Genomic DNA, 22,007 nt, shown 5'->3' with positions numbered 1-22,007 from the left:
GCGCCGATCCGAGGTGGCGGCGCGGCCCGCTCCCGGCGACAATGCCGAAGGAAGCCATTCCGGCTCCACAGCCCTGCGCCTTGGGGGAGACCGCAATCATGAACCCGCCCAACGAGCCCCGCCGCCCGCAACCGCCCGGACCGGGGGGACCCACGGACGGGTTCGGTCCGGCGGGACCGGAAGGCCCGACCCTGCCCAGTAGCGGCAGGCAGGCCCCGCCGCCTCCGCCGCCCGGACCGCCGGTCGGCGGGCCGCGTCCCGGCCCGGGGGATCCCGCCGCCGCCACCGTGCACCTGGGTGGCCGTCAGGCCCCGCCGCCCCGGATTCCGCCGCAGGCGCCCGTAAACGCCGGGCCCCCACCGCGATCGGGCGGGCCGGTCGGCATGCCGCAGGATTCGCGCCAGCCTGCGCCCGCCGGCCCGCGCGGACCGCAGCAGCCGCCACGGAATCCCGCGGCGGGCCAGGTCCCGCCGCCGGGGCCCGGCAGTCTCGTCGTGGGATCGCCGGTGGATGCCGACGATCGGACCGTGCCCGCCCCGCTGCCGCGGGCGGAGACGGCCGCACCGGCGCAGACCGCCGCACCCGACGAGCGGAAGCCGCTGCACCGCAAGGACATCGCGCTGTCGCTGGGCCTCTACCTGCTCGGCGTGGTCGCGGCCTTCGGCTTCGGCTACGACCTGTTCGCGAAGTTGTTCGACCTGGTCCACAACCGCTGCACCGCGAAAAGGGATTTCTCGGTGCAGTGCATCGTGATCCGCCCGCCCGCCTCGGCCCTGTGGGGCTTGCTGATCGGCGGGGGCGGCATGTTCCTGGCGCTGGTGGGGGCCATGGTGCTCGCCTCGGTGGCCGCCATGACCGGTCGTCGCGCGTGGATCTGGACGGCCGTCGCGCTGCCGGTGATCCTCGTCGCGGGCGGTGCGGGGCATGTCCTGGTGGCCACGGCCATCAGCTGAGCGCGCCGCGCTGCGATGAGTCGCCGCCCCGGTGGTTGCCGGGGCGGCGTTCGGTTTCAGAGGCGTTCGTAGATGGTGGCGTTGGCGAGACCGCCCGCCTCGCACATGGTTTGCAGGCCGTAGCGGGCGCCGCGGTCGTGCATGGCGTGGACGAGGGTGGTGGCCAGGCGGGCTCCGGAGGCGCCGAGCGGGTGGCCGAGGGCGATGGCGCCGCCGTTCACATCGACCTTGGACAGGTCGGCTCCGGTTTCCCGGGCCCAGGCCAGGACGACGGAGGAGAAGGCCTCGTTGACTTCGAACAGGTCGATGTCGGCGAGGTCGAGTCCGGAGCGCTGCAACACTTTCCGGGTCGCGGGGATGACCGCGGTGAGCATGAGCAGGGGGTCGTCGCCCGCGACGGCGAAGCTGTGCACCCGGGCCAGCGGACGCAGGCCCAGCTGGGCGGCGCGTTCTCCGGTCATGATGAGGGTGGCGGCGCTGCCGTCGTTGATCTGGCTGGCGTTGGCGGCGGTGATGTTCCAGCCGATCTGCGGGAAGCGGGCCGCCATCTCCTCGCTGTAGTACGCGGGGCGCAGCGCGGCCAGGGTCTCGAGGGTGCTGCCCAGGCGGATGCCCTCGTCCTCGGACAGTCCGTTGAAGGGCGACAGCTGGGCTTCGAAGGCCCCGTTCTTGGTTGCGGCGGCGGCCTTCTCGTGGCTGGCGAGGGCGAACTCGTCGAGCTGGGTGCGGGTCAGCCCCCACTTCGCGGCGATGAGCTCGGCGCTGATGCCCTGCGGTACCAGGCCCTCCGGGTACCGTTCGGCGAAGCCGACCCCGGCGATGTCCTCGGCCCCGATCAGGTTGGCCCCCATGGGAACCCGGCTCATGGATTCCACGCCCGCGGCCACCACGATGTCGTAGGCCCCGGCGATCACGCCCTGGGCGGCGAAGTGGATGGCCTGCTGGCTGCTGCCGCACTGCCGGTCCACGGTGGTGGCCGGGACCGATTCGGGGTATCCGGCGGCCAGGGCGGCGCGGCGGGTGAGGTTGGAGCCCTGTTCGCCGACCTGGGTGACCACGCCGCCGATCACATCGTCGATCAGCGCCGGATCGATCTCGGAGCGTCGCACCACTTCCCGCAGGCTGTGCGCGAGCAGGTCGGCGGGGTGCACGCCGTGCAGGGCGCCGGTGGCCTTGCCCTTGCCGATGGGAGTGCGGACGGCTTCGACGATGACTGCGTCTCTCATTGACGTTCCCTTCCGAGCGGGCATCTGACTAGATGTCTCTAAAGTCAGGGTAGGAGCTGGCCATAGTGAGGGCAAGTCAGCAGGGTATGATGTACGCCATGTCGGCCGTACTGGAGGGAAAACTCAGCGACCTGAGCTCGTGGAAGCCCGAGGAGTGTTCGATCGCCAAGGCGATGGACATCGTCGGCACCCGCTCGGCCGTGCTCATCCTGCGGGAGTCGTACTACGGCACCACGCGCTTCGACGGCTTCGCGGCGCGGGTGGGGATCACCGACGCGGCGGCCTCCAGCGCTCTGCGCAAACTCGTCGACGCCGGACTGCTGGCGAAGCGGCCCTACCAGGAAGAGGGCAAGCGCACCCGCAACGAATACGTGCTCACCCAGATGGGACGGGACCTGCTGCCCGCCGTGGTCGCGCTCTGGCAGTGGGGTGACAAATACCTGCAGGACGGGCCCGCGCCGCTGGAACGGCTGGAGGACTCCAGCGGCGAGCCGGTCCGCGCCGAACTGCGCAGCGCCTCCGGAAACGAAGTGCCGCTGGAGAACCTGCGCATCCGGGTGAACGACGAATGGCGGCGGAAAGCCCGCCGCCATTCCTGAAACCTGAACCGTCGGTGCGAACCTGAGCCGTCAGTGCAGCCGGCTGCCGTCCTCCGGGTGGAAGAAGTAGGTGTGCGCCGGGTCCGCGACCAGCGAGAGTTGCGCGCCCTTGGTCGGCGGGTTGCGCCAATCCGCGCGCGCCACAATCGATTCCCCCTCGCCGAAGGTGCGGCCGTAGATGTAGGCGTCGGAGCCCAGCTCCTCGACCACGTCCACCTCCATGGCGATGCCCGCCCCGGTGCCGACCAGGTCCAGGTGCTCGGGCCGGATGCCGACCACGACCCGCTCGCCGGTGGTCGCCGCCACCGAGCGCGGCAGGGGCAGCGGGCAGCCGCCCAGCGTCACCGAGCCATTGGCGACCGGCAGCGTGAACAGGTTCATGGCGGGCGAGCCCATGAAGCCCGCGACGAACAGGTTGGCCGGATCCCGGTACAGGTCGCGCGGGGACGCGCACTGCTGCAGCAGCCCGTCCTTGAGCACCGCCACCCGGTCGCCCATGGTCATGGCCTCGACCTGGTCGTGGGTGACGTAGACGGTGGTGGTGCCGAGCCGGCGCTGCAACTGGGCGATCTGGGTGCGGGTCTGCACGCGCAGCTTGGCGTCCAGGTTCGACAGCGGCTCGTCCATCAGGAACACCTGCGGGGACCGCACGATGGCGCGCCCCATGGCGACGCGCTGGCGCTGACCGCCGGACAGGGCCTTGGGCTTGCGGTCCAGGTAGGGCTCCAGGTCCAGCAGCTTGGCGGCCTCGAGCACGCGCTGCTGCCGCTCCTCCTTGGAGACCTTGGCCATCTTCAGCGCGAAGCCCATGTTCTCGGCCACGCTCATGTGCGGGTACAGCGCGTAGTTCTGGAACACCATGGCGATATCGCGTTCCTTGGGCTCGGCGTGCGTGACGTCCTTGTCCCCGATCAGGATTCGGCCGTCGCTCACCTCCTCGAGCCCCGCGAGCATGCGCAGCGAGGTGGATTTGCCGCAGCCCGAGGGGCCGACGAGCACCAGGAACTCGCCGTCGGCGATCTCCAGGTTCAATGCGTCGACGGCGGGCTTGCCCGAGCCGGGGTACAGCCGGGTGGCCTGGTCGAAAGTCACCGTTGCCACGGTTAACACTTCCCTTCACCGGCAGGAACGTGCCGGACGATCCGAGTTCGAGGGTCGGCCCCAGAGCGTAGCCGAGGGCAGAATGGGCGGCAGTGATCACCGAGACCAGGAGCATTCATGAGCCGACCGGTTCGTATCGGAGTCCAGCTTCAGCCGCAGCATGCGCCCGACTACGGGTTGATCCGGGACGCGGTGCGTCGATGTGAGGACATCGGGGTGGACATCGTCTTCAACTGGGACCACTTCTATCCGCTGTACGGCGATCCCGAGGGCGCGCACTTCGAGTGCTGGACCATGCTGGGCGCGATCGCCGAGCAGACCGAGCGGGTGGAGCTCGGCGCGCTGGTCACCGGCGGCGGCTACCGCAATCCGGACCTGCTGGCCGATATGGCGCGCACCGTGGACCACATCAGCAACGGGCGGCTCGTGCTCGGTGTCGGTGCGGGCTGGTTCGAGAAGGACTACGACCGGTACGGGTACGAATTCGGCACGGCTGGAAGCCGTCTCGCGCTGTTCAAGGAGTCGATGGCCCGGATCACCGACCGGCTGGCCAAGCTGAATCCGCAGCCGGTGCGCGACATCCCCATCCTGATCGGCGGCGGCGGGGAGCAGAAGACGCTGCGGCTGGTCGCCCAGTACGCCGACATCTGGCACAGCTTCTCCGACCTCGACGTGCTGCGGCGCAAGACCGGCATCCTGGGCGAGCACTGCGCCGAGGTCGGCACCGACGCCGCGGCGATCGAGAAGTCGGTGGCCTGGCCGGGCCTGGACCAGGCCGACGATTATCACGCGGCGGGCGTGACCCTGTTCACCGTGAGCTCCGGCGGACCCGACTACGACACCGCCCGGATCCAGGAGGCAGTGGCCTGGCGCGACCGCGTCAATCAGGGGTAGACCGGGTCGATCAGGGATGGATCGGGCTCGGAAGGTGACGCTTCCGAATCGGCGTGAGGCTAAACCTGGAGTGGCAAACATCCGGCACTAGGGTGATTTGCCATGGTTTCCTTGCGGCACCTGGCGGGTGTCCTGTTGGTAGGGCTGGTCGGCGTCGCCACGCTCGGCGTGGGCGGCGCGGCGGCCGACGACCGTGATCTGTGTTCGCCGCCCGGTCCGGCGGCGGCCAGCGCGGCGCCGACCAACCTGGCCTCGGGGCAGCGGAACCAGAGCGCGGACCGGTTCACGACGTCCACCACGGTGCCGCTGAACACGATCGACGTCACCAAGCTGGGGCTGCTCACGCCCGGCAAACTGAGCGTCGGAACCCTGTCGGACGCCCCGCCGAGCATCTGCGTGAACTCCAAGGGCACCTTCACCGGCTTCGACAACGAGCTGCTGAAGGCGATCGGCGCGAAACTCGGCCTGCAGGTGGAGTTCACCGGCACCGAGTTCGCGGGCCTGCTGGCCCAGGTCGCCAACGGCCGCTTCGACATCGGCTCGTCCAGCATCACCACCACCGACGCGCGGCGGCAGCTGGTCGACTTCACCAACGGCTACGACTTCGGCTACTTCTCCCTGGTGGTGCCGAACGGCAGCGCCATCCACGGCTTCGGGGACCTGAACCGGGGCAAGCGGATCGGCGTGGTGCAGGGCACCGTGCAGGACGAGTACGTGGTCAACGAACTGCACCTGGATCCGGTGAAGTTCCCCGACTACAACACCGCCTACGCGAACCTGAAGTCCGGGCAGATCGACGCCTGGGTGGCGCCCTCGCAGCAGGCCATCGGCGCGATCAAGCCGGGCGACCCGACCTCGATCACGCAGAACACGTTCAGCGTCAACAACTTCACCGCCTGGGCGGTGCGCAAGGGGCATCAACCGCTCACCGACGCGCTCAACGCGGGCCTGGACGCGGTGATCGCGGACGGCACCTACGCAAAGCTGTACGAGAACTGGGTGCCGCGCGAACTGCCGCCGGGCTGGAAGCCGGGCTCCAAAGCCGCGGCCGCACCGCAGCTTCCGGACTTCGCGAAGATCGCGGCCGAACACGCGGGCGACCGGTCCGGGGCTGGCACAGTGCAGCCGAAGTCGACGCTGCGGCAGTTGAAGGACACGTTCTTCGATTGGTCGTTGTATCGCAAGGCCTTCCCGGACCTGATCAAGACGGGTCTGCCCAATACTCTGATCCTGGCGCTGGTTTCGGGCCTGCTGGGCACCGTGCTCGGCATGCTGCTCGCGGTGGCCGGCATCTCCCGCACCCGCTGGCTGCGCTGGCCCGCAAGGGTTTACACCGATATCTTCCGCGGCCTGCCCGCCGTGGTGATCATCCTGCTCATCGGTCTCGGCGTGGGACCGGTGGTCAAGGGCATCACCGGCAACAACCCGTACTGGCTGGGCGCGGTGGCGCTGGCGCTGCTGGCCTCGGCGTACATCGGTGAGATATTCCGATCGGGCATCCAGTCGGTGGAGGCCGGGCAGCTGGAGGCGGCCCGCGCCATCGGATTCGGCTACCGGCAGGCCATGACGCTGGTGGTGATCCCGCAGGGCGTGCGCCGGGTGCTGCCCGCGCTGATGAACCAGTTCATCGCGTTGATCAAGGACTCGTCGCTGATCTACTTCCTGGGCCTGCTGGCCTCCCAGCGCGAACTGTTCGCGGTGGGCCGGGATCTCAACGCGCAGACCGGGAATCTGTCGCCGCTGGTGGCGGCGGGCCTGGTGTACCTGCTGCTGACGGTGCCGCTCACGCACCTGGTCAACTACATCGACAAGCGCATGCGCGACGGCCGCCCCGCCGGCGGCGATCCCGCCGAACCCGTCGAACAGGCCGTCATCACGGAAGGGCGTGGAGCATGAGTGCCTCCCTCACCGGCACCGGCCTGCGATTGACGCTGGGCCGCACCGAGATCCTGCGCGGCGTGGACGTGCACGTGGACGCGGGCAAGACCACCACGGTGATCGGGCCGTCCGGGTCCGGTAAGTCGACGCTGCTGCGGGTGCTGAACCGGCTGCACGAACCCGACTCCGGCGACATCCTGCTGGACGGCGCGTCGGTGCTGGGCGAGAACCCGGACCGGCTGCGGCAGCGAATCGGGATGGTGTTCCAGCACTTCAACCTGTTCCCGCACCGGACCGTCGCCGACAATGTGGCGCTCGGTCCGCGCAAACTGCACGGGCTGTCCAAGGAGCAGGCGCGGACGCTGGCGCTGCAGCAGCTGGAGGCGGTCGGGCTGGCGGGGAAGGCGGACGCGCGCCCCTCGTCGCTGTCCGGCGGTCAGCAGCAGCGGGTCGCCATCGCCCGGGCCCTGGCCATGAAGCCGGACATCATGTTCTTCGACGAGGCCACCTCGGCGCTGGATCCGGAGCTGGTGAAGGGCGTGCTCGCGCTCATGTCGGAGCTGGCGAGCGGCGGCATGTCGATGATCGTGGTCACCCACGAGATGAGCTTCGCGCGTTCGGTGTCCGACCTGGTGGTCTTCATGGATCACGGCCGGGTGGTGGAAACCGGCACACCCGAGGCGCTCTTCGAGAACGCGGAAACCCCTCGGCTGCGCCAGTTCCTGTCCCAGGTGCTCTAGCTGCTGCCCGCGAAGGGCAGGTTCGCGTAGCGGCCGAAGTCACCTTGGGCTCCGCTGTAGATGTTCATGTCCACGCCCGCGGCGATGCCGGGGATCCGTCCGGCGTCGGTGGTCTGCCAGAAGGTCCAGTGCGGCCAGCCGCCCGGGACCTCGGGCTGGTCGTTGCCGCGGTAGTCGGCGATCCACAGCGGGTAGGCGGTGAACTCGTTGGAGTCGGCCATGGCGGTCTGCCAGAAGCGCGGATAGGTGTAGATGATCGGCATCCGGCCGGTCAGGGCCCGGACCGTGTTCAGGTAGCGGTGGGTCCAGTCGATGAGCGCGGCCGGGGGCAGCCCGCCGGAGTCCTCGAGGTCCAGCACCGGCGGCAGGTCCATGGGCCCGTTCTGGCCCAGCACCAGGGCCGAGTAGAACGCGGCCTGCGCCTCGGGAAGCAGGTTCGGGCGCGCGAAGTGGTAGGTGCCGCGCGCGACGCCGGCCACTCGCATGGACAGGCTGTCCTGCACGAAGTACGGGTTCACGTAGTTGAGGCCCTCGGTCGCCTTGAGCATGGCGAACGAGTATCCGGCGGCGCGCACACCGAACCAGTTGATGCTGCCGCCGCCGGGGTGCTGCCACGAGGCCACGTCCGGGCCCTCGATATCGGCGGCAGCCACCCCGGCGGGGGTAGCCATGAGGATGCCTGTAGCCGCGACAGTTAGCACTTTCATCAGTGTGCGTCCGGTCATGCGTAAAAACGCTAGGCCGAACCACCGCCGGAGCGGTGAAGGCGCGACTGTCTAATTCGCCAATCGTTAGCCGAACTGTCCGGCGGTCAGCCGAGCCAATCCAGCACCGACGCCGCGGTCCAGGACTGCTGCATGCTGCCCAGGGGTTCACCGGTGAACGGCTCGTAGTACTCGGCGAAGCTGCCGTCACTGGCCTGGCGCAGTCCCTCCGCGCGCAGCATGAACGAGCGCTCGGCCCAGCCGCGGCGGGCGAACACCCAGGAGAACAGCCAGCTGATCACCGGCCACACCGGCCCGCGCCAGTACTCGCGGGACCGGAAGTCCCGCGCCACCGGGGAGGTCGACGGCGGCAGCGCGTAGCGCAGATCCGGGTGCCCGCACCAGCGCGGGCCCTCGAACAGCCGCAGCAGCCGCCGTTCGGCGTCGCGGGGGAGTCCGCCGCTGAGCAGCGGCGCGAAGCTCGCGAGCGTCTCGGTCTCGATCCATTTGTCCGCGCGCACGTCGAAGTCCCGGGCCACGCCGGTGCGCGCGTCGGTGGTGGCGATCACGCCCGCGCGGAAGTAGTCGGCCCACTCGTAGAGTTCGCGCACGTCCGCGTGCGGCTGCTTGTAGTCCTCGCCGATATTGGCGAGCACGTCGCAGGCCAGCGCGAAGATGGCGGTCACGAACACGTCCTCGACCGCGAAGCTCATGGTCGACGCCAGCTGGTAGTCGTCGTATCCGGCGCGGCGCATCTGCTCGACCAGCCACAGGTAGCGGTCGTACTCGCGGTCGGAGGGACGCTGCGTCGGGTCGCCCACCACCTGGGTGTCGGCGCGCTGGTACGGCGGCAGGTCCGGACCGGGAATCACGTTCTCGTAGGCGCGATCCCAGCGCGGCGAGTTGTCCATGCCGGATTCCCAGCCGTGGTAGAGCGTGATTCGCCCGTGCTGCTTGGGATCTCGCGCGTAGGCCAGCCAGCGGTGCCAGCGCATCAGGTCGGGCCAGCGCCGGTTCAGGAAGTCCTCGGCGACCGCGCGGGTGCTGCGTCCGTGCCGGCGCGAGTGGTCCAGAATCCGTTGCACCGCAATGGCATGCACGGGCGGCTGGGTGATTCCCGACGTGTCGGGCCCGTCGGGCGCGTCGGCGGCGAGGCGGCGGCATTCCCAGCGGGAGGGCCCGGGGAAGTAGCCGTCCACCCCGTTGGCGAAGACGATGTGCGGGATCATCCCGTTGCGCCACTGCGCCGACAACAGGGTGTCCAGTTCCAGGGCCGCGCGTTCGACACTGAGCGGCGCCAGACCGACCGCTACGAATGCCGCGTCCCAGCTCCACATGTGTGGATACAGCTTGGGCGCGGCGCTGGTCATGGTGCCCAGGTCGTTGCCGCGCAGCAGGTAGGCCGCGCGGGCCGCGAGCTGGGTGGGCGTGAATCCCGGGTGTGTCATCGCCCTATTCTGCGCCGGTACCCGTAGGTATGCGCGATAGGGCGAGGAGGTGTGGTTCGACGCTCGGTGGATCGTGGATGACGCGTGGACAGTGGACTGCGCTGGGTCGCCCGTGGACGACTCCTGATCGCCAGATTGCACTTCGTTCGCCTTCTCATGAATCAGCTAGCGGTGGTGTGCCCGTCCGGAGCATCGCCGGACCGACGCGGCCGGTTACGGTGATCACATGGCGAATTCCGCGAGGCCCGAATCCGACCGGCCGACAGCGTTGATCACCGGGGCCAGCCGGGGGCTGGGGGCGGCGATTGCGCGGGAACTGGCTCCGGCACACCGATTGTTGCTGGGCGCGCGCACGCAGCAGGCCCTGGAACCGGTGCTGCGCGAGCTGCCCGGCAGTGCCGGATGGCCGGTCGATCTCACCGATTACGCGGCGGTGGCGCGCGCGGTGGACGGCATCGAACGGCTGGATGTCCTGGTGCACAATGCCGGGATCGCCGACCTGGGAACGATAGCCGATTCGTCGGTGGCGCAGTGGCGGAATACGTTGGAAGCCAACCTGATCGCGGTCGCGGAGTTGACCAGACTGTTGCTGCCCGCGCTGCGCGCCGCCAATGGCCATGTGGTGCTGATCAATTCGGGTGCCGGACTGCGGGCCAATCCGGGCTGGGGCGTGTACGCGGCCAGCAAATTCGGTTTGCGCGCCTTCGGTGACGCGCTGCGGCTGGAGGAACCGGCCTTGCGGGTGACCTCGGTGCATCCGGGGCGGATCGACACCGACATGCAGCGCGAGATCATCGCGGGGGAGGGCCGCGACTACGACCCGAACGAGTTCCTCACCGCGGAGACGGTGGCGCGGGCGGTTCGCAATGCCGTGGAGACCCCGCGCGACGCCCATCCGACCGAGATCGTGCTGCGTCCCATCGCCCGCTGAGAGGAACCTGAATTTACGCGCTGAATTGCGATCATTTCGCACAGAATTGGTGCCCGGTTCACGCCGTATGGATATAACGAACGCGATGGACAGACGACAGCTGCTCGCGATGCTCGCCGCGGGCACTGCGGCCGCCTTGACCGGGTGCTCTTCGGAGGGCCCCACCCCGAAGGTGACCCCGCGGATCAGTGGACCCGTCGCGACGCCTTCGCCGTCCGCGGCGCCGAAGTCGATCGCCGGGCCGCCCGCCGCGCCGAAGTCCGCGATTCCCGCGGGCACGATCACGGCGCTGCCCGGGCACGGCAACAGCCTGGCCCTCACCGTCGACGACGGCGCCAGCCCCGAGGTGGTCGGGGCCTACGTGAAGTTCGCCAAGGACACCGGGGCCCGCTTCACCTTCTTCGTCACCGCGTACTACGACTCGTGGACCACGCACAAGGCCGCGCTGCGGCCGCTGGTGGAGTCCGGTCAGATCCAGCTGGGCAATCACACCTGGGATCACCCGGACCTGACCAAGCTGTCCTCGACCGAGATCGCCGCCCAGCTGACCAAGGCGAAGTCCTTCCTGCACAACAACTTCGGCGTGGACGGGACCCCGTATTTCCGGCCCCCCTTCGGCCGCCACGATGCTACCGTCGACAAGGTGGCAGCCGATCTCGGTTACACCGTCCCCACCATGTGGTACGGCTCGCTGTCCGACTCCGGTGTCATCACCGAGGACTATCTGATCGAGTGCGCGCAGAAGTACTTCAACGCGCAGGCCATCGTGATCGGCCACGCCAACGCCCCCGCCGTGACGCACTGCTACGACCGTCTGGTCGAGATCATCCGTGCGCGCAACCTTTCGCTGGTGACCCTCAACGACGTGCTGGTGTCACCGGCCTGACGGCTGCGCCGGGGGGCGCGGGAGTTTCGTTCGGAAGAGTGATTGAAGGTCGAGATGGACAGACGTCGGCTGTTGACGTTGCTGGCTGCGGGTGGGGTCGCCGGATTGCTGGGAGCGGGGGAAGCCCGCGCCGAATTCCCCTTCGATACCGGGTCTTCCGGGATCGTTCCGCCATTGCCCGGGGTGACACCGGATTTCGGGCCCAAGACGGCGATCGGGCCGGGAACCATCCAGGGGCTGCCCGGCGACGGAAACCATATGGCGCTCACCATCGATGACGGAGCCAGCTCCGAAACCATCGGTGGCTTCATCGATTTCGCGCGCAATACCGGCGCGCGGCTCACCTTCTTCGTCACCGCCTACTACCCGGGCTGGCTCGAGCACCGGGATGCGTTGCGCCCCATGGTCGATTCCGGGCAGATCCAGCTCGGCAACCACACCTGGGACCATCCGGACCTGACCCGGCTGTCCGGCGGTGCGATCGCCGACCAGCTGAACCGGTGCAAGGACTTCCTGTGGGATCAGTACGGTGTGGACACCACGCCGTACTACCGCCCACCCTTCGGCAGGCACAATGCCGGCGTCGACGCGGTGGCCGCGGACTGCGGCTACACCGTCCCGACCATGTGGTACGGCAGCCTGAGCGATACCAATACGGTGATCAACGAGGGCATGCTGCTCGACGCCGCCCACCAGTGGTTCCGGGCGCAGTCCATCGTGATCGGCCATGCCAACCGGCCGACCGTCACCCACATCTACGACCAGCTCATGGACATCGTCCGTGAGCGCAACCTGCAACTGGTCACCCTCAACGACGTCCTGATCCCGCCGCGGTAATTCCAACCTCGGAGGCTCTCAGGGGCTTCGCCCCCGAACCCCCCGAAAAACTCGGGCCCGCATGCGCACTGCGCATGCGGGCCCGATAATTCGGCGTCAGGCGACGATGTTCACCAGGCGGCCGGGCACCACGATGATCTTGCGCGGCGGCTTGCCGCCCAGCAGCTCGGCGATCTTCTCGTCGGCCAGGGCGGCGGCCTCGACCGCGGCCTGATCGGCGTCGGCGGGGACGCTGATCCGGCTGCGGACCTTGCCGTTGACCTGGATCGGGTACTCGACCGAATCCTCCACCAGCAGTGCGGGATCCGCCTTCGGGAAGGGGCCGTGCGCCAGGGCGGTGTGGTGGCCCAGGCGTTCCCACAGTTCCTCGGCCACGTGCGGGGACATCGGGGCCAGCATCAGGACCAGCGGCTCGACCAGCTTGCGGGGAGCGCCGTCCCCGTAGTTCTTGGTCAGGTAGTTGGTCAGCTCGATCAGCTTCGCGCCCGCGGTGTTGTCGCGCAGGTTGGCGTAGTCGTCGTCGACCCCGGCGATGGTCTTGTGCAGCAAGCGCAGCGCCTCGGCCGAGGGCTCGGCGTCGGTGACCTTCAGCGCGCCGGTCTCCTCGTCCACGGTCAGTCGCCACACACGCTGCAGGAAGCGGTGCGCGCCGACGACGTCCTTGGTCGCCCACGGGCGCGAGGTGTCCAGCGGACCCATCGACATCTCGTAGAAGCGGAAGGTGTCCGCGCCGTACAGGTCGCACATCTCGTCGGGGGAGATGGCGTTCTTCAGCGACTTGCCGATCTTGCCGTACTCCTGGAAGACCTCCTCCTCGGTGCCGGAGGCGTTGGTCCAGAAGAACTTTCCGTCCCGCTCCACGACCTCGGCGGCGGGCACGTAGGCGCCGCGCTCGTCGGTGTAGGCGAAGCCCTGGATGTAGCCCTGGTTGAACAGGCGGCGGTACGGCTCGAAGCCGGACACGTCACCCAGGTCGAACAGCACCTTCTGCCAGAAGCGCGCGTACAGCAGGTGCAGCACCGCGTGCTCCACGCCGCCGACGTACAGGTCCACCCCGCCCGGATCCTTCGGACCGTGCTCGGCGGTCCGGGGGCCCAGCCAGTACTTCTCGTTCTCGGGGGCGCAGAAGGCCTCGCTGTTGGTCGGGTCCGCGTAGCGCAGCTGGTACCAGGAGCTGCCCGCCCAGTTGGGCATGACATTGGTGTCGCGGCGGTACTTCTTGGGGCCGTCGCCCAGATCCAGCTCGACGTGCACCCATTCGGTGGCCTTGGCCAGCGGCGGGGACGGCTCGGAGTTGGCGTCGTCCGCGTCGAAGGTGACCGGCGCGAAGTCCTCCATCTCCGGCAGCGTCACCGGCAGCATGGATTCCGGCAGCGCGTGCGGCGCGCCGTCCTCGTCGTAGACGATCGGGAAGGGCTCGCCCCAGTAGCGCTGGCGGGCGAACAGCCAGTCGCGCAGCTTGTACTGGACGGTGCCCCTGCCGTGGCCGTCGGACTCCAGCTGGGTGATCACCTTGGCCTTGGCGGTGTCGATGTCCAGGCCGTCCAGGTATCCGGAGTTCACCAGGGTGCCGTCACCGGAGTAGGCGGCCTGCGAGATGTCGCCGCCCGCCACGACTTCCACGATGGGCAGGCCGAAGGCGGTGGCGAACTCCCAGTCGCGCGGGTCGTGGCCGGGGACGGCCATGATGGCGCCGGTGCCGTAGCCGGACAGCACGTAGTCGGCGATGAAGATCGGGACGCGGGCGCCGTTCACCGGGTTGGTGGCGTAGGTGCCCAGGAAGACGCCGGTCTTCTCCTTGTTCTCCTGGCGCTCCAGATCCGACTTGGCCGCGATCGACTTGCGGTACGCCGCAACGGCTTCGGCCGGGGTGTCGGCATTGCCGAAGGTCCAGCGGGCCTCGGTGCCGGACGGCCAGGTGGTGCCGGTCAGCCGGTCCACCAGCTCGTGCTCGGGCGCGACCACCACGTAGGTGGCGCCGAACAGGGTATCGGGGCGGGTGGTGAAGACCTCGATGAGGTCCGAGCCGGCCTCGAACTTGACCTGCGCGCCCCGTGAGCGGCCGATCCAGTTGCGCTGCATGGACTTCACGTTCTCCGGCCAGTCCAGCTCGTCCAGGTCGTCGACCAGGCGATCGGAGTAGGCGGTGATGCGCATCATCCACTGCCACAGGCGCTTGCGGAACACCGGGAAGTTGCCGCGCTCGGAGCGGCCCTCGGCGGTGACCTCCTCGTTGGACAGCACGGTGCCCAGGCCCGGGCACCAGTTGACCATCGAATCGGTCTGGTACACCAGGCGATAGGAGTCGACCACGGCGTTGCGCTCGACCGGCGACAGGTCGGCCCAGGCCCGGCCGTCGGCGGGAGACCGCTTGCCGGAATCGAATTCGGCGATCAGCTCGGTGATCGGGCGCGCCTTGTTCAGGCCCTCGTCGTACCAGGCGTTGTAGATGCGCAGGAAGATCCACTGCGTCCACTTGTAGTACTCGGGGTCGGTGGTCGCGAACGACCGGCGGCGGTCGTGGCCCAGGCCCAGCCGGTCCAGCTGCCGCTGCATGGTCGCGATGTTCGACATGGTGGTGTCGCGCGGGTGCGCGCCGGTCTGCACCGCGTACTGCTCGGCGGGCAGGCCGAAGGCGTCATAACCCAGCGCGTGCAGCACGTTCCGGCCCTGCATGCGGTGGTAGCGGGCGAACACATCGGTGGCGATGTAGCCCAGCGGGTGTCCGACGTGCAGGCCCGCGCCCGACGGGTACGGGAACATGTCCTGGATGAACAGCTTGTCGGCGGGAACGCCGGCGGCCAGCGGGCCGACCGGGTTGGGCGCGAAGAAGGTGCCGCGCTCGTCCCAGTTGCGCTGCCACTTGCGTTCGACGCGGCCGGCGAGGTCGGCGTTGTAGCGGTGTGCGGGAACGTCGCCGCCCCCCGCCGCGGTCGCGGTGGGTGTTTCGGTTGCACGGGTGTCCTGCACGGTCCTGCCTTCGCTTGTCCAGCCAATCCCCGATAAAGGTCGCTCACCAGGGTAAAACGTCGGTACCTCGGGCCCCAAAAAGGGTCGAGGCTGGTTCCGCCGCCGGTGTCCGGAGCAGGCCCGCGGCGGGTCCCCACCGGCCTGACAGGTACCGTGGCGGGGTGTTCGTCGTGGCGCTGATCCTCTTTGTCCTCGCGGCTGTGGCCGTGGTCACGGGCGTGCTCGGACTCACCGGCACCCTGCCCGGCAACCGCTATTTCGGGGTGCACTCCGACGCGGCGCTGAAGACCGAGGAGGCCTTCAAACTGGCCAACAAGGTGGCCGGGCCGACCTCCATCGTCGCGGGTCTGCTGCTCGCGGCGAGCGGCGCGGTGGCGCTGGTGTCCGGGGGCGTCCCGGCGCTGGTGCTCGCGGCGGTCGCCGTGGTGATCGCCCTGTTCACCATGGGTGCGGGCGCGGCGGCGGCGGAGAAGGCCATCGCGAACGCGTTCCCGGAGGAGAAGGTCGGCGGGTGCGGCAGCGCCTGCGGCGGGTGCTCGCTGCGCGACACCTGCGAGACCGCCTGACTCAGTCGGTGAGGGAGCGCCGCATCCAGATGTGCGGGATGCCCGCGTCCATGCCGATCTCCCCGAACTGCCGGTAGCCCAGCTTCTCGTAGAAGCCGGTGGCGTGGGTCTGCGAGTGCAGTTCGATCGCGACCAGTCCGCGGGCCCGCGCCCGCTCCTCGATGGCTCGGACCAGGGCCGCGCCGAGTCCGGTGCCGCGGGTCTCGGCCAGCACGGCCAGCCGCCCGAGGATCCCGATCCCGTCGCGCACGAGCAGCCGCCCGGCCCCCGCGGGCCGGCCGTCCAGCAGTCCCAGGAAATGATCGGCGACCTCGTCGAGCTCGTCGATCTCGATCTCCTCCGGCACGCCCTGCTCGGCGACGAAGACCTTCAACCGCACGGCGTAGGCCTCGGCGAGTTCCCGCTCGGTGCTGACGGTGACGACCTCGATCATGAACTCAGCATGCCTCAGTGCGCCGGATCACTCGCCGAGGGTTCGCCCGCGCAGGGCGGGGTCGGAATGCCCCGCGAGAGCGGGCTGCCCTTCGGATTCACGTAGAACACGGTCAGCATGATGGGCCGCCCACCGCTGTTGCGCGCCAGATGCGCGTGCGCGGCACCGCTGGGCTCCCGGAAGATTCGCCACGGCCGTACGGTGACCGGTGTGCAATCCGCGCGCGGATGATCGAGCACGCCACCGGTGACCAGCACGAACAGGGTTCCGTCGTGGTAGTGCCAGCCGGTCCGGCCGCCCGGCTCGAGGATCGTTCGGCGCAGCACGAATTCCCACCGCGCCACACCGAATCGGAACAGCACCCGACTGGCCGTCCCGGCCGCCGGGGCGGGATTGGGCCGGAAGCCGTGTCGCGGATCACGCCTGGAGAAGACCACGATCCATCATCGCCGATCCGGTCGGCGTCAGTGCCGACCGCGGCCGAGTAGTCGCGCCCGCAGGCCGCGGCGCGGGCGCGGGTCGGGCAGGCCGGCCGATGCGGCGAAGGCGGCCGCGTCCTCGGGGGTGCTGGTCTTCGGGCGGGTGCGCGCCCACTTCAGATACCGGGCGCGAAAATCGGGTCCGGCGGCGACGGCCAGTCCCGGGAAGCGCCGCGCCACCTCGTCGGCCCGCTTGTGCAGCAGGCCGTGGGCGGTGGCCGCCAGGTCGCCGGTGTCGAAGCCGGGTGGCGGACTGTCCCCGGCGACCAGGACGCGCACGATCGCGGCCTGCTGTTCGGCGAGGGTGCCCGCGGCGCGCTCCGAGTCGGTGGTCATGCCGGAATCGCCTCCGGGCGCAGGGTGACGGGCGCGCGGCCGGATGCCGCGGCGATGGCGTTGAGTTCGTCGGCGAGTTCGGTTGCGGGCGGGTAGTTTCCGTCGCGTTCCAGCATGAGCGGGACCGATCGCCCGGTGGCGAACTCGGCCACCAGGTCCAGGACCTCTGCGGGGACGCTGTGCACATGCGTGTCGATGTAGCGTCCGTCCGACTCGTGGCCGCCCGCCACATGGCAGTAGGCGACCCGTTCGGCGGGCAACCGCAACAGCTCGGTCAGCGGGTCACGTGACGTATTGCGGGCATTGGCATAGACATTCGCGATATCGAGCAGTAGATAGACGCCGGTGCGCTCGACCAGTTCCTGCAGGAACTCCGCTTCGGTGTAGTCGGCGTCCGGCCATTCGAACAGCGCCGCGATGTTCTCGACCGCCAGCGGTACGTCCAGCTGCCTGCTCGCGCGGAAGATATTGCGCTCCAAGGCATCCAGCGCCTCCCGGGTGCGCGGCACCGGCAGCAGGTGACCGGCTTCCAGTCCGCCCGCGCGCACGAACGCGATGTGCTCGCTCACCAGCGGCGAACCCAGGGCCCGCGCGCAGTCGGCCAGATGCGCGACCCGCCGGTCGTCCACCGCTTCCGCACCGCCCAGGGACAGCGAAACACCATGCGGCACCGCCGGTATCCCGCGCGCCACCAACGCGGCGAGTTCCTCCGGCACCACGGCCCCGGCGCTCCGCCCGCGCCGCCGCCCGGAACCGTTCGGCGCCAACGTCTCCGCGATGACCTCGCAGAAGCCGATGCCGTCCAGCGCGGCGACCATGCCGCAGATCTCGCGCCGCCAGCCGATGCCCAGCGCGCCCTCGGGAAGCGGTGATCCGGTCATCCGCCGCAGCCTCCTCCGCCGCAGCTGCTGCCGCAACTGCTGCTACTTCCGCAACTGCTGCCGCCTCCGCTGTCGCTGGTGCCGCAGCTGGATCCGCTACCGCACGAACTGCTTCCGCCGCCACTGGCTCCGGCCGCGAGATCGGCCGCCCCGGCGAGGGCCGGGTCCAGGGTCCACAACACGAGCGAGCCGTAGAGCGCGACCGCGAGGGCGGCGCTACCGGCGCCGTACGCCGCGTAGGCGGGCGCGTTGGCGGGTCGCAGATGCAGGTTGTCGTTGCGGGCGTGCTCGATGGTGTCGCGGCCGCGTCGGGTCAGCCGCGGCGCGCGCCCCACCACGATGGTGACGACGCCCAGCACGATCATGACGATCACCAGGAAGCCCACCGAATGGTGGCTCGCCACACCGGCGATCAGCCGGGCCAGTCCGAGCAGCAGCACGGCGAAGAGCGGAAACCGGGTCGTCCGCAGAGCTTTTCGCTGCTGGTCGCCGAACAGGTAGCCGCGGTAGCTGAGATCCTTGCGCATCCGATCGGTGACGCCGGCCGTCGCGACCAGCATCGACGTCATGTTCAGCTGGTCCGACCGGCTCAGGCTCGCCCACAGGGTGCGGGAGATCTGATCCAGGTCCGAGGCCTCGCCCGCGCTGTAGGGCCGGACCGGTTTGCCGCTGGAATCGATGATCCCGTGGCCGCGCAGCTGTGCGAGCGCCGCCAGCACCGGCCGCCGGTCGTCGACCAGCAGGGCGGTCTCACTGGGCGTCAGGGGTCCCGCGGGCGGCCAGGCCGGGTCGATCCGCCGCAGCACGCTCGCCCGGATCGCGTATCCCGCGGCGATCGCCAGCAATCCGGCGATGACATAGAACAAGAGGAAGGCCGGGCCGGATATCCCCCAGGTGTTGGTCGCGGCCGCGGCCGCGACGGTCCCATGGACCATGGCGATTCCCCTCGGGAGTCGTCGTGACAGTCGATCAACTCCAGTATCGCGGCTGTGCGGGCGCCGTGTTATCCGAGCGACCGCGGGGTGGTCATTCGAGGAAACTTTCGGTGATTAGCCTGATCCGGTGCGATTTCTCAGCAAGTTCTACATCGATGGGTTCATTCTGTCGATCCTCGGGATGGTCGTCCTGGCCAGCATCTTCCCGGCCCGGGGCGATGCCGCCGAGGTCGTGAACTGGCTGACGAAGATTGCCATCGCGCTGCTGTTCCTGCTCTACGGCACCCGCCTGGCGCCGCACGAGGCGATCGAGGGCCTCAAGCACTGGCGACTCCACTTGACGGTGCTGGCCTGCACGTTCGTCATCTTCCCGCTGATCGGCCTGGCCGCGCGGGTGCTGGTGCCGCACATCCTCACCCCCGACCTCTACACCGGTGTGCTGTTCCTGTGCCTGGTGCCGTCGACGGTGCAGTCCTCGATCGCGTTCACCTCCATCGCCAAGGGCAATGTGGCGGGCGCGATCGTGAGCGCCACGGTGTCGAACCTGCTGGGCGTGTTCCTGACCCCCGCGCTGGTGATCCTGCTCATGAACACCACCGGACAGGCGAGCGTGGATCCGTCCGCGGTGGTAGACATCGTGCTGCAGCTGCTGGTCCCGTTCTTCGTGGGCCAGTTGATCCGGCCCAAGGTGAAGGGCTTCCTGTCCCGCTATGCCGAGCCGACCAAGCTGGTGGATCGCGGGTCCATCCTGCTGGTGGTCTACAGCGCGTTCAGCGCGGGCATGGTGGAGGGCATCTGGCACGCCATGTCGCCGTGGCGGATTCTGGGCCTGGCGGCGGTGTGCTGCGTGATCCTGGCGATCGTGCTGGCGGCCACCGGTTTCCTCGGCGAGGCGGTGCGGTTCGATCGCGCGGACCGGATCGTGGTGGTGTTCTGCGGTTCCAAGAAGAGCCTGGCCACCGGGCTGCCCATGGCGACGGTGCTGTTCGCCGGTCACTCGGTGGGCCTGGTCGTGCTGCCGCTCATGATGTTCCACCAGATTCAGCTGATCACCTGTGCCGCTCTCGCAGGACGCTGGGCTCGTACCGCGCCGTGAGCGAGAGCAGCCGGCTGTCCTCGCGCCGCAGCGCGCGGTGCAGTCCGGCGGAGGGCCGGTCGGCCAGGGCGTGCAGTACGGCGCGGTGCGCGCCCGGGTCGCCCACCGCGATGCGGGCGCTGCCATCCGGGTAGCGCTTGGCCGCGATCCCGGCCCGGGCCAGCGCGGGCGCGATGTCGCGGCCGGGCAGGTACAGGAAGTTGGCGCTCGAGCGCGGCACCCGGATGCCCGCGCGGCGCAGGTCGATCCGGAGCAGCTCGCGTTCGGTGGTGATGCGCAGAATCCGTTCGCCCAGTTCGGCTTCCGCGGCATAGGAGGCGCGCACCGCCGCCACCGCCGGGCCGGGCATCCCGAACGGCAGTTGCAGCCGCCGCACCCGCCGCACCGGTTCCGGCGCGCCGAAGGCGTAGCCGATCCGCAGCCCGGCCAGCCCGTACGCCTTGGAGAAAGTGCGCAGGACCAGCACATTGGGATGCCTGTGGATAAGTTCGAGCGGGTCCAGTGCGTCGGCCGCGCCGAGGAATTCGACGTACGCCTCGTCCAGGATTACCGGCACCCGGGCCGGGATCGAGCACAGGAACGCCTTCAGCTCGCTGGCCCCGACCACGGTGCCGGTCGGATTGTGCGGCCGGCACACCGCGATCAGTCCGGTGCGATCGCCGACGGCGCGTGCCATGCCCCACAGGTCCTGGCGGCCGTCGGCGTCCAGCGGCACCGCCACCGGCCGCAGTCCCACCATGTTCGCCATGATCGGATAGCCGTCGAAGGTCGGTGTGGCGTAGACGAATTCGGATCCGCGGCGGGGGAGGGTCTGCATGATCTGCATGGCGACCCCCGTCGCGCCCGCCCCCACCACGATCCGGTCGGCGTCCACCCCGAGGTGCTCGCCGATCAGCCGGGGCAGCCGCTGCGGCAGGAATTCCGGGTACCGGTTGGCACCGCCGAGACTGGTGTCGATCGCGGCGATGACGGAAGGCAGTGGTGGAAACGGATTCTCGCTCAGGCTCAGGTCGTAGCGGACGGCGGACGAGTCGCCGCGCAGCCCCGTCGGCCACGGCACCGGGCGCGTCATCGGGCGGCTCCCCAGCGCACGGCGGCGGCTCCGGCGAAGTCGCCCGCGTGCGCGAAGGCGGCCATCAGCACCACCGAGCCGTTGCGCAGCCGTCCCGCCCGGTTCTCGGCGTCGAGCGTCACCGGAATGCCCGCGGCGAACAGGTTTCCGCAGCTGTCGAAGGTGTCGGGATGGCGTTCGGGCGGCAGTTCCATGGCCTCGTTCCAGTTGCGCAGGAACAGCCGGTTGGGCTGGTTGGTGACGAAGGTGTCGAGATCGCTGGACTTCACGCCGATCCGCTTGCACACCGCCTGCGCGACCTCCGGCACCAGCCGATTGCCGCGCGTCATCACCTTGGCCACTTTGGATTCGGTGAAGCTGACGCAACCCTGGCCCTCGCCCGGCTCCCAGTACTTGCGGTCGCCATTGGTGCTGAATTCCATATCGCCCGCGAACTCCGGATAGGTGCGGCATTCGATGTCGAGAATGGGCGCGGAGCTGTTCTTCATCAGCAGGCCGACCCCGCAGCCGTCGCCGGGGACGGGGGCCTGCGCGAGCCCGCGGATATCGGGCTGGGTGAACACCGGGCCCGCGCAGTTCTGGGTGCAGGCGATGAGCGCGGTGCGCGCGTCGGTGGTCTGCAGGATCATGCGGGCGGTCCACATCATGTGCACGAACGCCGCACAGCCGCCGTTGTGGATGTCGAAGACCCAGCGCGGCTTCATGTTCAGCCGCCGCGCCACCTCCGGTCCCGCCCCCAGCACGGGATTGTCGGGCAGCTGGGTGTGGGTGAGCAGCACGTCGATGTTCGAGATCTCCGATGCGCCATGGCGTTCGATGAGCGGGGCGACGGCCCGCTCGACCATGTCCACGGCGGTCTCGTCGCGGCCCACGTGGTGACGGCCCTGGGGAGCGCGGAACATGACGTTCTTGGCCATCCGGTCCGAGCGCGAGAACTGCGTGAAGTACTCGGTGCCGACCGGATCACCGGGCAGGTACCCGGCGACGTCGACCAGGCTGACCGCCGGCGGCGTCCGCAGGGCGGGATCGGTGAAGTCCATGG

At 69.4% G+C, this 22,007-nt stretch carries 22 protein-coding genes; 10 read left to right on the top strand and 12 right to left on the bottom strand.

Going from position 1 to position 22,007, the window contains the following annotated elements:
- The first annotated feature begins 98 nt into the window (after nt 1–98).
- Nucleotides 99–953, top strand: coding sequence for a hypothetical protein (locus ACQP06_RS34690; protein WP_433669322.1), 855 nt, complete (start codon nt 99–101; stop codon nt 951–953).
- 56 nt (nt 954–1,009) lie between these two features.
- Here the strand turns inward: ACQP06_RS34690 and ACQP06_RS34685 are convergent, their stop codons facing one another.
- On the bottom strand, nt 1,010–2,179 hold the full coding sequence (locus ACQP06_RS34685) for a thiolase family protein (RefSeq protein WP_433669320.1): 1,170 nt from the start codon (nt 2,177–2,179) through the stop codon (nt 1,010–1,012).
- Between the two features lie 98 nt (nt 2,180–2,277).
- On the opposite strand from ACQP06_RS34685, the gene ACQP06_RS34680 reads away from it, so the two are divergent.
- Nucleotides 2,278–2,778, top strand: a complete 501-nt coding sequence (locus tag ACQP06_RS34680; protein ID WP_357274614.1) for a winged helix-turn-helix transcriptional regulator — start codon at nt 2,278–2,280, stop codon at nt 2,776–2,778.
- Nucleotides 2,779–2,808: 30 nt separating this feature from the next.
- On the opposite strand, the gene ACQP06_RS34675 is transcribed toward ACQP06_RS34680, so the two are convergent.
- Nucleotides 2,809–3,879 carry an ABC transporter ATP-binding protein gene (locus ACQP06_RS34675; RefSeq protein ID WP_433669318.1) on the bottom strand — a complete coding sequence of 357 codons (1,071 nt, stop codon included), beginning with the start codon at nt 3,877–3,879 and terminating at the stop codon, nt 2,809–2,811.
- A 117-nt stretch (nt 3,880–3,996) separates the two neighbouring features.
- Here ACQP06_RS34675 and ACQP06_RS34670 point away from each other — a divergent pair, with 117 nt between their 5' ends.
- The 3 genes from ACQP06_RS34670 (at nt 3,997) to ACQP06_RS34660 (ending at nt 7,391) form a co-directional block, all read left to right on the top strand.
- On the top strand, nt 3,997–4,773 hold the full coding sequence (locus ACQP06_RS34670) for an LLM class F420-dependent oxidoreductase (RefSeq protein ID WP_433669317.1): 777 nt from the start codon (nt 3,997–3,999) through the stop codon (nt 4,771–4,773).
- A 102-nt stretch (nt 4,774–4,875) separates the two neighbouring features.
- A complete protein-coding gene (locus ACQP06_RS34665; protein WP_433669315.1) occupies nt 4,876–6,669 on the top strand; it encodes an ABC transporter substrate-binding protein/permease in 1,794 nt (597 codons plus the stop codon).
- On the top strand, nt 6,666–7,391 hold the full coding sequence (locus ACQP06_RS34660; RefSeq protein ID WP_433669313.1) for an amino acid ABC transporter ATP-binding protein: 726 nt from the start codon (nt 6,666–6,668) through the stop codon (nt 7,389–7,391). The genes ACQP06_RS34665 and ACQP06_RS34660 overlap by 4 nt, the downstream gene beginning before the upstream one ends.
- Here the strand turns inward: ACQP06_RS34660 and ACQP06_RS34655 are convergent.
- Both ACQP06_RS34655 and ggh read right to left on the bottom strand, forming a co-directional pair.
- Nucleotides 7,388–8,062 carry a glycoside hydrolase family 25 protein gene (locus ACQP06_RS34655; RefSeq protein ID WP_433669311.1) on the bottom strand — a complete coding sequence of 225 codons (675 nt, stop codon included), beginning with the start codon at nt 8,060–8,062 and terminating at the stop codon, nt 7,388–7,390. The genes ACQP06_RS34660 and ACQP06_RS34655 overlap by 4 nt on opposite strands.
- Before the next feature lie 140 nt (nt 8,063–8,202).
- A complete protein-coding gene (ggh, locus tag ACQP06_RS34650; RefSeq protein ID WP_379272837.1) occupies nt 8,203–9,543 on the bottom strand; it encodes a glucosylglycerate hydrolase in 1,341 nt (446 codons plus the stop codon).
- 226 nt (nt 9,544–9,769) lie between these two features.
- Here ggh and ACQP06_RS34645 point away from each other — a divergent pair, with 226 nt between their 5' ends.
- From ACQP06_RS34645 to ACQP06_RS34635, 3 genes are all read left to right on the top strand, one after another.
- Entirely contained in the window at nt 9,770–10,474 is a 705-nt protein-coding gene (locus ACQP06_RS34645; RefSeq protein WP_433669309.1) for an SDR family oxidoreductase, read from the top strand.
- 85 nt (nt 10,475–10,559) lie between these two features.
- Nucleotides 10,560–11,360, top strand: coding sequence for a polysaccharide deacetylase family protein (locus ACQP06_RS34640; protein WP_433669307.1), 801 nt, complete (start codon nt 10,560–10,562; stop codon nt 11,358–11,360).
- Between the two features lie 54 nt (nt 11,361–11,414).
- A complete protein-coding gene (locus ACQP06_RS34635; RefSeq protein WP_433669305.1) occupies nt 11,415–12,197 on the top strand; it encodes a polysaccharide deacetylase family protein in 783 nt (260 codons plus the stop codon).
- A 96-nt stretch (nt 12,198–12,293) separates the two neighbouring features.
- On the opposite strand, the gene leuS is transcribed toward ACQP06_RS34635, so the two are convergent.
- Complete coding sequence (gene leuS, locus ACQP06_RS34630; RefSeq protein WP_433669303.1) at nt 12,294–15,167, bottom strand: leucine--tRNA ligase; 2,874 nt, start codon at nt 15,165–15,167, stop codon at nt 12,294–12,296.
- A 161-nt stretch (nt 15,168–15,328) separates the two neighbouring features.
- On the opposite strand from leuS, the gene ACQP06_RS34625 reads away from it, so the two are divergent.
- Nucleotides 15,329–15,733, top strand: coding sequence for an SdpI family protein (locus ACQP06_RS34625; RefSeq protein ID WP_433669301.1), 405 nt, complete (start codon nt 15,329–15,331; stop codon nt 15,731–15,733).
- Nucleotide 15,734: 1 nt separating this feature from the next.
- Here the strand turns inward: ACQP06_RS34625 and ACQP06_RS34620 are convergent, their stop codons facing one another.
- The 5 genes from ACQP06_RS34620 to ACQP06_RS34600 are packed head-to-tail and all read right to left on the bottom strand — an operon-like array spanning nt 15,735 to nt 18,797.
- The gene (locus ACQP06_RS34620; RefSeq protein ID WP_433669300.1) at nt 15,735–16,166 is read right to left on the bottom strand and encodes a GNAT family N-acetyltransferase; all 432 of its coding nucleotides are present in this window, start codon (nt 16,164–16,166) and stop codon (nt 15,735–15,737) included.
- Between the two features lie 14 nt (nt 16,167–16,180).
- The gene (locus ACQP06_RS34615; RefSeq protein ID WP_433669298.1) at nt 16,181–16,603 is read right to left on the bottom strand and encodes a cupin domain-containing protein; all 423 of its coding nucleotides are present in this window, start codon (nt 16,601–16,603) and stop codon (nt 16,181–16,183) included.
- A 27-nt stretch (nt 16,604–16,630) separates the two neighbouring features.
- Nucleotides 16,631–16,981: a hypothetical protein gene (locus ACQP06_RS34610; protein ID WP_433669296.1), complete on the bottom strand. Its 351-nt coding sequence runs from the start codon at nt 16,979–16,981 to the stop codon at nt 16,631–16,633.
- Nucleotides 16,978–17,862 carry a DUF692 domain-containing protein gene (locus tag ACQP06_RS34605; protein ID WP_433669294.1) on the bottom strand — a complete coding sequence of 295 codons (885 nt, stop codon included), beginning with the start codon at nt 17,860–17,862 and terminating at the stop codon, nt 16,978–16,980. The genes ACQP06_RS34610 and ACQP06_RS34605 overlap by 4 nt, the downstream gene beginning before the upstream one ends.
- Nucleotides 17,859–18,797 (bottom strand): TIGR04222 domain-containing membrane protein, encoded by a 939-nt coding sequence (locus ACQP06_RS34600; protein ID WP_433669293.1) that lies wholly within the window; start codon nt 18,795–18,797, stop codon nt 17,859–17,861. Before ACQP06_RS34600 ends, ACQP06_RS34605 begins: the two co-directional genes overlap by 4 nt.
- A 127-nt stretch (nt 18,798–18,924) precedes the next feature.
- Between ACQP06_RS34600 and ACQP06_RS34595 the strand changes: the two genes are divergently transcribed.
- Nucleotides 18,925–19,893: a bile acid:sodium symporter family protein gene (locus ACQP06_RS34595; RefSeq protein ID WP_433669292.1), complete on the top strand. Its 969-nt coding sequence runs from the start codon at nt 18,925–18,927 to the stop codon at nt 19,891–19,893.
- On the opposite strand, the gene ACQP06_RS34590 is transcribed toward ACQP06_RS34595, so the two are convergent.
- Together ACQP06_RS34590 and ACQP06_RS34585 are read right to left on the bottom strand one after the other, a co-directional pair.
- Nucleotides 19,847–20,965, bottom strand: coding sequence for an aminotransferase class I/II-fold pyridoxal phosphate-dependent enzyme (locus ACQP06_RS34590; RefSeq protein WP_433669291.1), 1,119 nt, complete (start codon nt 20,963–20,965; stop codon nt 19,847–19,849). The genes ACQP06_RS34595 and ACQP06_RS34590 overlap by 47 nt on opposite strands.
- The gene (locus ACQP06_RS34585) at nt 20,962–22,005 is read right to left on the bottom strand and encodes a 3-oxoacyl-ACP synthase III family protein (RefSeq protein ID WP_433669289.1); all 1,044 of its coding nucleotides are present in this window, start codon (nt 22,003–22,005) and stop codon (nt 20,962–20,964) included. The genes ACQP06_RS34590 and ACQP06_RS34585 overlap by 4 nt, the downstream gene beginning before the upstream one ends.
- Nucleotides 22,006–22,007: the final 2 nt, after the last annotated feature.

The organism is Nocardia sp. CA-136227, from assembly GCF_050955695.1.
In the GTDB taxonomy this organism is placed as follows: domain Bacteria; phylum Actinomycetota; class Actinomycetes; order Mycobacteriales; family Mycobacteriaceae; genus Nocardia.
This window is presented reverse-complemented; position numbering and strand designations above follow the sequence as displayed.